The following is a 13,530-nucleotide window of genomic DNA, read 5'->3' on the forward strand; positions in this document are numbered from 1 at the left end:
CGTGAGGCTGGGGTCGTCAGGCTCCCCTGAAGGCGCCTTCAACGCCCTTGTCAGCACTCTTAGCGTTGATGAGCGCGTTGCCGACCGCCTGCTCCAGCTTTCTGACGTGGCCGATGGTGGAGTTGGGATCCTCTCCATCTGCCCGGCCGAACTCCGCGTCAAAGGCGTTCTTCGCGATGGTGAAGCCAGCGAGACCTTCGTTGCCTTCCCAAGACTGCTCCAGCTTGGTGGCGGCATCGAGCAGTGCGGCCGCCTGCGTCTTCAGCTTGCCCTCAACGCCGCTCAGCGACTCCTGCAGTTCAATGAGAGCAGCTTCGTTGTACTTCATATGTCGAATCCTTTCGAAACTCTACGCTGATCTTGAATTACAGGTTGGTCAGGTGCGGAGAAGAAGCCCGGTCGTGGGTACCAGCGGCGTTCTTGAAGAAGTCCTCGTTATCGGCTTCCATCGCCTGGTACTTGGTGTTGCCGTCACCGACCGTCTCGGTCATCTGGTTGAGGATGCCCTGGAGCCGCTGCGCTTCGTCCTCCCAGCTGCTGGCCACTGCGTCGAACGCAAGGTTCGCATCGCCCTGCCAGCCCCGCTTCACAGCACCTGCAGCCTCCGTAACCTCGTTGATCGTGATCCGGACCGCGATGACCGCGTCGGCCATCTCTTCTTTGGCAGCGTTCGCCTCGGCGCCTTGGAAATTAATTTCACCACTCATGTTTTCCACCCTCCTGTGGTACAGCCTGATTTGTCACGTAAATTTTCGTCGTAATCCTGCACAGAGCTAGGGCATCCACCCTCCTCCGTCCACAACCATCGAATTCGCATACGCGACGCGATGATCGGAGCCGGGTAGAGAATGGGCCCAGGCTTGTTGGTTCGGAGTGACCGCGCCGTCCCCCGGATCCGGCTGCGGGATGACCGCGAATACCAGTAACCGTGGCTGTACGCCGGACAGCGTGATTGCTGTCGGCCAGCCCTTTCCGGTTTTCTTCGTCATGGCACCCCCCGCGCAGAGATCATAGCGTGTCCTACCCGTTACAGGGCGAGTGCCTGATCCGGGCGGTCGTCTCCGGCGGCGTCTGCGGCGGGTTTGGCGGCGCCCACCACGGGCATTGCCGCCCTGTCTATTTCGCCTACTACCTCGTCGCCGTGTTGTTCGGTGACCAGGTGGGACCGCACGCTGTCGTCGCCGGAATCCCCGCTCGCGCGGGCCCCGCCCATGGCGCCGCCCATCGGCATCATGCCGCCGCCCATACCGGCACCGCGCATGGCGCCGCCGCCGTTGGAGTTGGTCGGAGACGACGCTGGCGCACCGGCGCTTGCCGTGCCGAGGGGGCCGTTGCTGACTTGTCGGCCGCCGCCCCATTCGGACAGTGGGCGGGCCGCCGCTACTGCTCCGGCCGCGCCGCCTACTCCACCGATTCCGCCCGCTATCGGCGCACCGAGCGTGCTGTCGGGGCTGTCGCCGGGTGCCTTATCCGAATCCTTGTCGGTGTCAGTCGGATTCATAGCGGTATAGGCATCGGAGATGGACTTGATACCGGTTGTCGCGGTACTGGCCAGGGTCGGCAGGATCGACATCAGCTGCGACATGATCTGCGACGGGTCGACGCCTGTGGGCGCGTTGGTGACCGGGACCTTCTGGCCGGTGCTGGACATCTCCGCGCTGTGCACGGTGAGTTCACCGCGGGTAATGCCGATCACGGTGAGTGCTTCGGCAAGTGTCTCGGTCGTGGCCGCCAGTAGGAACGCCTGGCCGGGCGGGGTGGCGATGAACGGGCCGGCCGCGACGACCGAGGTCATGTACTTCGCCATAATCGCCGACATCTGGGTCGCCCCACGGAACACCGTGCCGGAAGCGGAGACCACGCCGGCCGAGGTCGCCGCGCTCTGCGTGGCCACCGCCGCGGTGTCCTTGCTCGCTTCCGCGCTCTTGTCCGCAGCGGCATTCGCGCCCATGCCCTGCCAGAGGGTCATCGCCATCTGCAGTACCGAGGTACCCAGGGTCATGGCCGTCTGGAGTCCGGTGGATACCTGCGAAAGCAGTTCGGCCGGATCTACCGCCGTATCAGTGGCTTTCACTTCATCGCCCGTGCCACCGTCACTGGTTTGAGCAGGAGCCGCCGCACTGGGAAGCACACCGGTGCCGAAGCTGCTTGCCAGGTTGGTGATCGGCTGCAGGAGCGCTGACAGGTCGAGCAGCGGGAGCGGCGGCATTTCCGGCAGCGGCGGGAGCGCGGATAGGTCGGGCAGCTGTGGCAGGCCCATATCCTTCAGCACATCGCCCACCGGTCGGTCGAGCATCGGCCCGACCGAACTCTGCCGCAATAGGTCTGCAACGGTCTGGTCCAGGGGTGCGTCCATCATTGACGACCGATCGCACCGAAATCGGTGACCGCTGTGTCCTCACTCATTCGATATGCGCCGGCTCCTTCGTACGCGGTCACGGCGGTAGCCGCGTGCACGATGGCGAGTTCGCTCACCGACAACAGATTATTCGCCTGCGCGACCGCGAAGGCCGCCAAGAAGTCTTGGCCGATCAGACCGAATACCGGCACAACGGCCGCCACGGTCGCAGCCTGATTGGCCGCACCCATGGTGCCCACATTCGCCGCCATCACTGCGGCAGCGTCGCCATATCGGCTGATCGCTTCGGGGACTGCGACGATCTCATTCATCGAAAACCTCTGTCACGCAATTCGATCAAGGTGTTTGCCTGTCAATGTATCGGATCATCCGCCCAATTGCCTGGCCATTGGCTGGAGATCACGCGAAGGGCACGTAAAGAATCGGTGACATACCGAAGTCAGCCATTCCGTCGTACCTGAGTCTGTGTCTCGGTGGCCTCCTCATTGAACTCGGTAATCAGTTCACCACGCTGTGAGAAGGCCTGCGCCGCCGCACGATTAGCGGTCTCCACCAGCACTTCCTCGAACTCCCGCGCCGATAGCCGCGTGATCGCCGAGGTTAGGTCCAGGTCGCACAGAGCGCCGTTCCCATCCACCTCAACTGTCACGGAACCATCGGATGAGACCTCCCGCACCCGAATGCGGGACGTTTGCTCTCCCAGCTCCCGCATGCGGTGCAGCTGGCGTCGTGCCCGGTCTTCCAGTTCATCCATCGCCCGACTCATACCGACCACAACCAGCTTTCCGGTTCGACGTCGTAGTCCTGCTCCTCGAGCTGCTCCTGCCGGGCGACGTCCTCGGGCTTCGGCAGCCCGGTCAGCGCCAGCATCTCGCTCGGCACACCAGCGGCCTCCAACTGTTCCCGCCGGGCCATACCCGCCCGGTTCGCCGCCTGCCGGCACAGTCGGAGAATCTCTCCCGCAAGTTCGCCGGGATCACGTCGCAACTCGTCGGCTTCGATATTGATGCCGGTAGGCAACCCCTGTTCGGTGGTCTGGACCGTGATCGAACCGGTCCGTGTCGTTGCTGTCGACATGAGGCCCTCATCCATCGTTGTCGTTACCGGCCAGTATAAGTCTGCACAGCGAGCCTTACACACGTTCATCCTTGATCGCCTGTACTACCTCCGCTACCTCTGTATTCACCAGCGCGGTAAGCCGTTTGACATCGACTCCGATGGCAATCGGCGGGTCGTCCCCGGTGATCGCGTATCTGCCGTCATCGGCGACATCACGCCACCGCAGCCGACGGACCATGACACCACGCGGACCGAATCGCGAACCGCCCTGGGCGATCTCGATAATCCCAGAGCCGGTTGTCACCGCTCGTACGAAGGACTCGGCGCGCTCTCGATCACGGTCCTCGGTCAGCTCGTGAGCAATCGAGCGGCGCGTGTAGTGGTCCTGGTCATCCCCGGCACGCGGCATGGCAATGTGGCCCGCCCGCCCGGGGGACGCGTCCGGCAGCGCTTCGACCACGACCGGACCGAGCGCCAAGGCGTCGCACTCTGTAACGATGTATCCGCCGCCATGCCACACGGTTTCGCCGGGCAGTTGACGCAGCAAATAGCCACTATCGCGCCGGCGAACCGCAAGCAGGCGAATGACACTCTCCGGGTTCGCTCTATCGTCGTCGGCGTTGCCGTGGACCACGATCCGAATGTCCGGATGCGCCACTGTCTCGAGTACGTCGTCGAAGGTCGTGCCGAGCCGGTCTCGCAGGTGTTCCCTGGTTTCGTTCATCTCCCGCAGGAGATCGTCGTAGCTGTCGGTCCGACTGGTGAATACGAACGGGCGCGGAACGGTGCGCTCCCGCTGTGGTTCCCAGGCGACGACGAACTCCAGGTCGGTGAAGCGCCAAGTCCGCCCGGTCCCAGCCACTGTCATTGATCGACGATGGGCCGCGACACTACCTGCGCCCCACCGATGGCGTCATCGAGGTGTTCCTCCGAGTCCAGGTATCCGGGACGCTTGCGGGACTTCTCATCCGCGCCACCGCCCGCGCCCCGCGCGGGCGCGCCCGCCGCACCGGGAGTGCCGGGCATCCCCGCTGTCGAAGCCAGGCCGGCACGCGCCGCGGTCGCGGCCATTTGGCTGGCGAGATCCGCTCGGGGAAAGGAAGCCGATGGTTTGCCGAGCGGACTCACCTGACCGGCACCACCGCCACCCGAACCGCCCTGCGCGCGTGCGGGTGTCACCGACGCCGGGGTCGTCCTGCCCTGATCGCCATTCGGTGTGGAGGTAGGCACCGCACCCGGCGAGGGATCCGTGGCCGACTGCAGCGCGTCTGTTGCCGCACTTGCCAGATCGCCGAGGCCGCTGGTGGAGTCTCCGGCTACCGCGTCGCTCCCGGGCGACTCTGTGCCCGACAGCGACGAGTCTCGACCGGACAGCGACGGTAGCGACGCCCCGAATGTTCCGGCGCCGGAACCGAAGCCACTGCCCAGCCCGGTTCCTGTTCCGGTTCCTGTTCCTGTTCCTGTTCCCGAACCGTCGCCATCCTCCTTGGGCGGCGCGACCGGATTCACCGGGACAGTGAGCAGTGGAATCGCCCCGGCCGATTCCACGATCGCCGGAGCGTAGATGCGGTCGATGACCGCCCTACCGTCCTCGAGCGTCTCATCGGCGTCGGTGCCCCAGTTCTCGGGTTCCTCGGCACAGCCCGCCTCCGACAGTTCACTGGCAAGCAACCGTCGCCACTGTGCGACGTACACCAGACCGTCACTCGCCGAAACCAACTCGTACGACAGGTTGTTGGTGGAAGTCACGTAGGCGGCGGACGATTCCCTGGCCGTGTCGGCACCGTCGCCCTCCCAGTTCTCCTTGGACTCGTCCAGCGCCTGCCTGAGGCTCCCGAGCTTGGTGTTGAGCGTCGTGCCCATCCAATACCAGATGTCTGCCGCATCCAGGATCGAGGTGTTGTCGTAACAGGCTTCCCGGAACTGGTGCAGATCCTGTGCGGAGAACATCACGCCGTGATCCACCCCGACGCCCGCGGCCGCCTCCGCGTCGAAGGCCACCGACCCGGCCAGCTGATCCGGCGACCGAAGTCCTTCCAGGGGCTTGTCGTCCGACATGGTGGTCGGCGCGAAGTAGCCCTCCTCCAGGGCGTACTGGACGCCGAAATCGTTGATGCGGTACAGCGGCGTTTCCAAGTTGTACTCGAGAGCCTGCTCCGCCTGGGTCTGTAAGGCACCCTGATCGGTGACGATCGCATCGAGGTCCGCGATGGATTCGGCCTCAGCGCCCTGAAAAGCCTTGCCCACGTCGATGAATGCGCGTTGCATATCGCCGAGGACGTTGACGTGTTCGTCGAACCGGTCCAGGGCCAGCGTGCCGCGGTCGGTAAACGCCTGGGCCAGATTGACACCGGAGGGTTTAGGGCTGAATCCAGTGAAGGCGGGGAGGTTTCCGCCTTCCTTCTTGATCGCCAGCACCATGCCGAGAAGATCGCCACAAGCCTGCGCCAGTGTGCCGGCGGTACCGGGTTCGATCCGGATATCACCGCTAGCGGCAAGCTCTTTCCAAGGATTGGTTACACCGTTCATTCGTTGCGCCCCTCGTACCTACAACGTTGCGCGTTCATCCTTGATTGCCTGGACCACAACCGCAATCTCATTATTGATCAGCGAAACCATGCGTTTGACATCGACGCTGTGAGCAACCGGAGGATTGTCGCGTACGACAAGATAACGGCCGTCGTCGACGACGTCGCGCCATTCGAGACGGCGAATCACCCGCCCTCGAGGCCCGAACCTCGAAGTGCCCTGGGCAATCTCGATACCGCCGACTCCAGTGAACGATGCCTGCGCGAACCGCTCGCCCGCATGGCCGACCGGATTGTCGAAGGAGTCCCACAGCATGGATTCACCCTGAACCATGTGATCCTCGCCGTCCACGACCGCAGGCAATTGGATATTGGATTCGCGACCGGGCTTCGCCTGCGGCAGTTCGGCCACCACCACTTCGGCCAGCGCGAAGGGATCGCACTCGGTGATGGTGAAATCGCCTCCTTCATCGGCATTCTGACCGGGAAGTTGCGTCAGGACGTAGGCCGAACCACCACGCCGTACAGCATGCATCCGGATACTGCCCTTCGGCTCCGCGCGGACATCGCCATTCAGACCACGGACGATCAGGCGGATATCGGGTCTCGCGACGACATCCAGCATCGCCCAGGCAGCGGAATCCATGGTGGCTTCCAGTCGTTCACGGACTCCCCTTTTCTCCCGGAGAAAGTCCTCGTACCAGTGTGTCCGGCTTCGGAAGATGAAAGGGCGCGGTAGCAGGTTCTCCTTCATCGCTTCCCATCCGACTACCAACTCGAGATCGGTGAATGTCCAGGTCGGCCGCATCAGTCGTTCTTCTCGACCACAGGCTTGACGACACGCAGGGCGTCACCGATCGCCTCTTCGAGATGTTCGGTGGAATCCAGGAACGTGGGTCGTTTGTGCTCCTTGCCGCCCTCACCGCCGGCGCCCCGGCCGGCCGCACCCGCGGGCCCTGGTGAACCCGGCATCATGCCGGGGGGCATACCCGCGCGGGCGGCACCCATCGCGGCACCCGCCGCAGTCGTACTGAGCCCGGCACGCGGGAACAGCTTGGACGCCTCCATAGCTCGTGCGGCCGGTGCGCCACCGCCACCGCCGCCCAGTTTCGGGTCGAGACCGGAGAGACCAGGCCCTCCCGGTGTGATGGGCAGACCGGCCAGCTTCTTCGCCGCGTCCTGCGCTGCCTGCTGCGCGGCTTGTTGTGCGGCTTGTTGTGCGGCCGACAGCGCTTGCTGACCGGCAGACATGGCCGACTGCACCGCCTGTTCCGCCCCGCTGCCCGCGGACCCCGAACCCGAACCGTTCTGATTCCCCGTCCCCTGATTCTGCTGCTGCGCCTGGCGTCTCGCCGCTTCGGCTGCCCGGAGCTGTTGTTCGGCCCGCAGCTGTGCTTCCCGCCGGGCCGCCGCGGCCGCCGCATCGCTCGCGGTCTGCCTGCTCGCGTTGCTGGCGGGGTACTGACCGTTGGGCATGCCGCCGACTGTCGGCGTGAAGGCCGGCATAGTCGAGGGTCCCCCTCCGCCTGGGGTTCCGCCGGTCATGGAGCCGCCGCCACCACCGTTTCCGTTTCCACCGTTTCCGTTGCCGCTCTTGTCTTTTTCGTCGCCCTTTTTATCCAGTGAAGGCAACGGTGGAATACCCGCGAATGACGCGATCGGCGACGGTAAATTCGGAACAGAATTGGCCGACTTGATGATTCCCTGTGTGTAGGTCTCATCCATATTCTTGCGGTACTGCGGTGTCGGATCCTCATAGAGGACTGGCACCTGTGTGCCGCCGTAGGTATAGCCCTCTTTGTGTGAGTAGTGGCCACCCTCGGTCGTGAAGTAGCCGGTCTCCGTTCCCGCAGGGTTCTTACTGTCCTGCGGCATGCTGACTCGTGTCGCTTCCAGCCAACCGGCGGTATCGGCGAGGCTTCGCCCCGTCACGTCCATACCCTCTATGAGGCCTGGCACACTCGTCAGATAGCCCTTGATAGCGGCGACCGCAGCCTCCTTACCATCCCCCTTCCACTGATCAGCGGTTACCGAGTTCATCAGGTTGGAGAAGTCGGTGAAGGCGGTATCGACTCGCCCCGACAGCCAGACCCAGGAGTTCGCCGTGCCCAGAACGTAGGTGGGCTTCATGTCCTGGCCGAGCTGATACAGGGTGTCGTAGCTCTGTTCGTACGGATTGACTCGCCGAACCGTATGATCCACGAAACTCTCGTGATCCTTTACCTTCTCGGACTGTCCCCGCACATCGTGTGCTTCCGGAGGCTTGCTGCCCTTCCACTCGGGCACATTGTGCTGGTTCTTTCCCTCAGCTACGCCGGGGAGATCGAGGGTGGCTTGGTTTCCACCCGTCATAATGGGCATTGCAACGTCCTCATCGAAAGCCTTCGGCTTCTCGATATCGGCGAACATGCTCTCGTTATCGTTCTCGGCCCCCTCCATCGTCTTGCCTGCGGCGACGAAGGTGTCGATCATGTCATTGAGGATGTCTCGATGTTCTTTGAGAATCGTCCCAGCGGTTTCGGCGGCCGTGTTGAACATGTCTGCGACCGCTATTCCATCGCTGAGCTGCGAGAGCTGAGGCACGTCGCCGTTCACTCCGATATACCAGTGCAGCGCCTGTACCGATTCGAGGAGCTTGACTGCGGCAGAAGCCGCGTCGTGCGCCACCTGGGGCTCGAACTCCAGCAGCCCTTCCGACGCTCGCTCACTGATCGCGGGCCACGGATTGACTGCGCTATCACCCTCGGCCATTCGTTGTGCTCCTGATCTATCTCGGGGTACATCGGGCTGCCATGCCCAGCCGTTGCTGCTCTTCCCATCCTGACACGAAAAAGACCGAGCCGTAACGCTGATGTGATGGCTCCGCATCAAGTAGGCGACGCGAAGCCGCCCGGGCATGGTCGGCTACGGCGGCGACGACGAATCACATACCGGCATAACGGAGTTCCAACTCAGCGTGAACGGTTGGTTCACCATCGAGCGCTCAGGCGCTCTCGTCCACGAAGCGGTAGTAGGTGGACCGGCTCGGCCGGAGCAGAGCCCGCATGAACGTCTGCCCCGATGACGCGGGTATCGGGCCGGTGGCGGCGGGGATGCCAGTTGTGAAGTATTCCCATGCCAGCGCGCCCCATTCGGCATCGAGGACGGTCAGCGCGACGCCATCGGCAGGGCTCCAGGTGAACTCGGCGACCTTTTCGGGGCGCAGGTCGCGAGCGTAGGAATACAGGGCGATACGGGTTGGAGCGGGCGGGCTCGCGGGCTGCGAGGCGGTAGGTATGGGGAGGATGCGGGTGCGGCGGTTCGGGTCCGCCAGCACATTGCTGATGAACAGACCGAAGTCGAAGTCCTCCGGCTCTTCACCGGACATGCCGAAGTTCGGGTCCTGGCGCAGTTCGGTCAAGGAATTCGGGTAGTCGAGCCGATACGTCCGCTGGGGCGTAAGGATCAGCAGGCCCGCGCGGTTGGGATCAATCTGTTCCCAGTGCACTTCGGCGTCCGGGTCGTCGAGAGCGATGATCTCGTCGTCGACGCGCAGTAAGAGGCCGTCTGTGCCTCGATAGAACACGGCCGGGTCTTTCGCGCCCAGTTCGCCGAAGTATCCAGCGGGTTCGGTCCCAGCGGGTAGTTCCCCGCGCTCGAATCGGCGCAGGGCACCTGTCTCGGGATCGAAATCCGCTACCTGCAAGTGCTTTTCGAATGAGTACACAATCATTTGTTCAACCCCAGATCACCGCCGCCTGGACGTTTCGAACCATCGATTATCTGCGCCCAACTGAGTCCCTTTCGACGCAGGTATTCCACCGTCGGCCCGAGTGGGTCGCCGTACTTCTCCAGATTGCGCGCTCGGATCCTACTCGCCTGCGGTTCCGGCGTTTCGCCCTTGTAGAACTCGCCGATCTCGCGTCGCTCCTGCTGTAGCGCGCGGGCGATCTCCTCCTCGCTGGCGCCCTCGGCGATCAACGAAGCTTCGTACGCCGTCAGCGCTTCCACCTCTGCGATGTAGTGCTGCCGTAGCGACGGCAGATGCGCGGTATTCGGATCGCCGGTCGGTTGCTCGAGTGCCTCGGGCGAGCGGTCGTGCGGCATGCGAGGAGTGAATTCGTGCCCGTACGGTTCAGTGACCGGTGCGCTGTGGGTGCCGGTCGGATCGAATTCGATCACCATCCGCCGGTCGGGTTGCGAAACCGGGTGCGACGCCGGCTGATCGATGCGATTGCGGGCGCTGGCCTCACCGGTGTAGAGGTAGTTGCGGTTGCCCGGACCGGAGAACTCGTGATCCTGTACGACCCGGAAGGCAGCCCGGATTTCCGGCGACATTCGCCGCACCGCCTCCATGAGCAGGTCACCGCGAATATGTCCGCGGTCGCCCGGCTCGCCACCGGGCGTCGCCGGTTTCATATCCCACTGGATCTCGACCCGACCGCCTGGCGCGAGCACCGTGTTCAGGGTGCGTACCAGTACCTCGTATGCCGAATCATCGAGGCGGGCACGCACATTGTTGACGAAGACACGGGCGACACCTTGATTGTCATCAGTGTTCAGGACCGCGCCGATCGAGAGCATGTCTCCGAATACAGTGACCGATCCGGGCGGTGTGAGCGGTGCGGGATCGAGAATGCCGAGATCGCGGCGACGCTGCGCGGCAAGGACATACGTGTCGGGGAAGGTTTGTAGCAGCAGGCCGCCACCCCTGCGGTCAGCGGTCGGCAGCATCTCCGCGCCGAAACCGCCACGGCCGTCACCGATTTCGATGGTATGACCGCCCTGGGCGGCTGCGGGTACCGCAGGCCGCGGCGCCGAAAGGTACACCGGTTCATTGCGGGCCGCGGGGAGCCGATGCTGTGGCTGGGGTCGCGACAGCACCTCCACCAGGGAGCGGCCATCCACCGGGCGGTGGATTACGGCCACGTATTCGACATCCAGGCCGAGTGCGGCGGCGGCTTGGTTGGCCCGGTCGATTCCACGAAGGAAGTCGTCCACGGTCGTCTGCTCGCCCACCTGGTGCCCGGGCCCATCCTGACCCAGTTCCACCCGACCGGTGGTGTGGTCGAGGACCGCGGCCGTCAGATCGGGGCCGACCGCGAAGGTCGCGGCGGCGTGCCGCGTACGGCCGATATCGATCAGATCACGCACCCGCTCAGGAAGATTCGGCGAATTCTCGAACTCCGTGATGGCCGCATCGAGCGCGGCGAGTCGCTCCGGTCCGGTCAGCCACGGATCATTGATGGCGGCATTGAGGCGATCGAGTTCGCTGTACAGGATTTCACTGGGCACGAGCCGTCGCAGCAGCTCGCGGTCCGGGCCGCCGAAGATCGGATCGAAAATGCGGCGGGCCAGTTCCTCGCGCATGCGGCCGTGCAGGGTGAGCGACTCGGCCCGTCGGACATCGAGTCCCTCCTCGCCGGGCAGCGCACCCGACAATCGATCGAGGTGCGCGGCACGCGAGGCCTCGTAGTCCGCGATGGTGAGGTCCGGGCCGAATCCAGGTCGATGGCCCATTGCGCCGGTCTCTTCGAGTGCGAGCCAGCGGGCAAGCGGCGGAGCGTGTTCGGTGAGAGCGGCACGCCAGTCCCCGACATCCGGGTGACGGTCGAGCCAAACGACCAGGTCCGCGAGGTCGCGCCACAGGCCCGACAGCTCATCCAGCCGAGACGGATCGAAGCGTGCCCGATCCAGATGCGCCGCAATCACTTTCAGCTCCGCAAGCGGGCCTGAGAGCACCTCTCCATGGGGAGATCCCGCGACTTCGGCCAGTCGGCTGGCAACTGCTCGTGCGACGTCGATATCCCGCACCTGCGGCGACACGGTGAGGTCATGGCCGCCATCGGGGCGGTTATGGACCGCTGTCACCGAACTATCGGCCACCGGCCCGATTCCGACGTGCACTTCGCGGCGATCCGGCAGCACGAAGCACTGCTGCTCCCGATTCCACCGCATACCGTCCGGAATGACAATGCGCAGGTTGTCGAGGATTTCGGCGCGCAGGGTGCCCGGTTCGAGGTCGGGCAGTTCGGGCGCACGGAGTCGACGGGTAAGCGCTGCCGGTTCCGTAGCAGGGGTGTTGATCTCGGTATCGGCCGTCGGCTCGTGCGGCACCGTGACGGCGGTCAGTATGAACCCGTCCCGGACCACGAACCGGCCCGTCATCTCGGTCAGCGGCGGCCCGGAGTGGGTGGCGCCGTCGACGAGCAGGCGGACATGGAAGGTACCGGCCTCGGGATCGAAGGTCAGGTGTGCGTCGTGGAACCCGAGGTAGCGACCAGTGAGCGGGAACCATGCCTTGTAGACACTCTCCTTGGCGCTGAACAGCACCCGGTCCCAGTGCACCCCGCCCTGCTCGCCGACCTCTTGGAGCCAGGCCAGTTCCTCCGGCAGCGCGGCCGGGGACAGCGCGGCCTCCGGGAGGGCAGCGTGGTCTTCGGCGTCGATGCCGATCGACCGCACCTCCCCCGCGTCGGCCACCGCCGCGGCGTAATAACCCTCCTTGTGGGTGATACTGCCGACGACACCGTCCGGCCAGATCGGTTCTCGCTTGGGCCCTCTGAGGACCGGCACCTCGGTGTGTCCGAGACTGTTCAGTGCCTGCCGGGCGGCGGTGCGCGCCTGAGTGATCTCCCGCAGGCGCTTGTCCGAAGTCTTGTCGGTGACAAGTGCTTCGCGCTCTTCGGCCAGCAGGGTCGCGTTCGGATCCCGGCCGACGATCTCGGCGGTGTGGATTTCGGCCTCGGATAATAGCGTTCCGATGGCGCCGGGACCGCCGTGCACTCCGAGGCCGGGCCAGGCTTCACCGGTGATCATGCCCTGGGTCTGGATCTCGTGCAGTCGTTCGAGCATGCCGTCGATGGCGTCGGTCTCGATATCGAGGCCCTGCATGAGCTGCCGCAGCGTCCCGGCGTCCAGCGCCGAGACTCGTGCCATAACCGCGGAATCCAGCGTCTCGTTCAGCGCCGACAATACGAACGGCGACCGGATTCGTCCGATCAGCGCGCCGTCGACGTCGTCGGTGAAGGTGAACGACTCCGGGCCCTCCGGCAGCACGTCGGTGTTGTCGAACAGAATCAGGTGCTTCGGGGTCGAATCGGCGTCGGAGGGCGGCGGCAGTGTCGCCCAGTTCGACGGGTTCCGATCGATGTGTCCGGCAAGGTAATCCAGTACCGCGGCCAGTTGCCGCTGCACCGTCGGGTACTCCTCGATCGGCACGCCGGGCAGGTGCGGGACGAAATCCGTCAGCGATCCCAACCCGTGCGGCCCCTGCCACAGCCGGACCCGCGGTACCAGACCGGCATCCAACAGCAGGTCCAGCGCCGACATCGCCGCTTCACGGCGAGGGAGCCCGGAGGATGGAATCTGGTACATCTCCATCTCGCCCGGGTCGAGATCGGTTCGATAGACCCGGCGGGTACCGTCGGCGAATTCGACCCGGAACATATTCCCGAAGTCGTCCATCTGCTCGGTATCCGTCACCGGACCCAGCGCCGCCAGTTCGGCGGGACTCATAATCCATGGCAGATGGCCGGATGTCTCGGCACCGTCGCGGGATCGCCCTGCCGCACCGGGACTGTCACCGGATACGGAATCGGTCAC

The 13,530-nt window shown here is 64.6% G+C and carries 12 protein-coding genes and 1 pseudogene; all 13 read right to left on the reverse strand.

The features are described from left to right. Window positions 1-16 precede the first annotated feature (16 nt). Window positions 17-328, reverse strand: coding sequence for a hypothetical protein (locus NU1_RS09275; RefSeq protein WP_067519397.1), 312 nt, complete (start codon window positions 326-328; stop codon window positions 17-19). Window positions 329-365: 37 nt separating this feature from the next. Continuing rightward, on the reverse strand, window positions 366-707 hold the full coding sequence (locus NU1_RS09280) for a WXG100 family type VII secretion target (protein ID WP_157552063.1): 342 nt from the start codon (window positions 705-707) through the stop codon (window positions 366-368). 66 nt (window positions 708-773) lie between these two features. Beyond that, window positions 774-989, reverse strand: a complete 216-nt coding sequence (locus tag NU1_RS41235) for a hypothetical protein (protein WP_157552064.1) — start codon at window positions 987-989, stop codon at window positions 774-776. Between the two features lie 38 nt (window positions 990-1,027). After that, on the reverse strand, window positions 1,028-2,359 hold the full coding sequence (locus NU1_RS09285) for a hypothetical protein (RefSeq protein WP_157552065.1): 1,332 nt from the start codon (window positions 2,357-2,359) through the stop codon (window positions 1,028-1,030). After that, the gene (locus NU1_RS09290; RefSeq protein WP_067519401.1) at window positions 2,356-2,670 is read right to left on the reverse strand and encodes a hypothetical protein; all 315 of its coding nucleotides are present in this window, start codon (window positions 2,668-2,670) and stop codon (window positions 2,356-2,358) included. Before NU1_RS09290 ends, NU1_RS09285 begins: the two co-directional genes overlap by 4 nt. 128 nt (window positions 2,671-2,798) lie before the next feature. Continuing rightward, window positions 2,799-3,113, reverse strand: coding sequence for a YbaB/EbfC family nucleoid-associated protein (locus tag NU1_RS09295; RefSeq protein ID WP_245720023.1), 315 nt, complete (start codon window positions 3,111-3,113; stop codon window positions 2,799-2,801). An 8-nt stretch (window positions 3,114-3,121) separates the two neighbouring features. Next, a complete protein-coding gene (locus tag NU1_RS09300) occupies window positions 3,122-3,436 on the reverse strand; it encodes a hypothetical protein (protein WP_067519476.1) in 315 nt (104 codons plus the stop codon). A gap of 55 nt (window positions 3,437-3,491) precedes the next feature. Continuing rightward, a complete protein-coding gene (locus NU1_RS09305) occupies window positions 3,492-4,286 on the reverse strand; it encodes an ESX secretion-associated protein EspG (protein ID WP_067519403.1) in 795 nt (264 codons plus the stop codon). Further along, the gene (locus NU1_RS09310) at window positions 4,283-5,947 is read right to left on the reverse strand and encodes a hypothetical protein (protein WP_067519405.1); all 1,665 of its coding nucleotides are present in this window, start codon (window positions 5,945-5,947) and stop codon (window positions 4,283-4,285) included. Before NU1_RS09310 ends, NU1_RS09305 begins: the two co-directional genes overlap by 4 nt. 18 nt (window positions 5,948-5,965) lie before the next feature. After that, window positions 5,966-6,754, reverse strand: a complete 789-nt coding sequence (locus tag NU1_RS09315) for an ESX secretion-associated protein EspG (RefSeq protein WP_067519407.1) — start codon at window positions 6,752-6,754, stop codon at window positions 5,966-5,968. Further along, a complete protein-coding gene (locus NU1_RS09320; protein ID WP_067519408.1) occupies window positions 6,754-8,697 on the reverse strand; it encodes a hypothetical protein in 1,944 nt (647 codons plus the stop codon). Before NU1_RS09320 ends, NU1_RS09315 begins: the two co-directional genes overlap by 1 nt. 232 nt (window positions 8,698-8,929) lie before the next feature. After that, window positions 8,930-9,658 carry a hypothetical protein gene (locus NU1_RS09325; RefSeq protein WP_067519410.1) on the reverse strand — a complete coding sequence of 243 codons (729 nt, stop codon included), beginning with the start codon at window positions 9,656-9,658 and terminating at the stop codon, window positions 8,930-8,932. A 2,378-nt stretch (window positions 9,659-12,036) separates the two neighbouring features. After that, window positions 12,037-12,744, reverse strand: a pseudogene (locus NU1_RS44170) (4'-phosphopantetheinyl transferase family protein); the annotation flags it as partial. Between the last annotated feature and the right edge of the window lie 786 nt (window positions 12,745-13,530).

Source organism: Nocardia uniformis NBRC 13702 (assembly GCF_001613345.1).
GTDB classification, from domain to species: domain Bacteria; phylum Actinomycetota; class Actinomycetes; order Mycobacteriales; family Mycobacteriaceae; genus Nocardia; species Nocardia uniformis.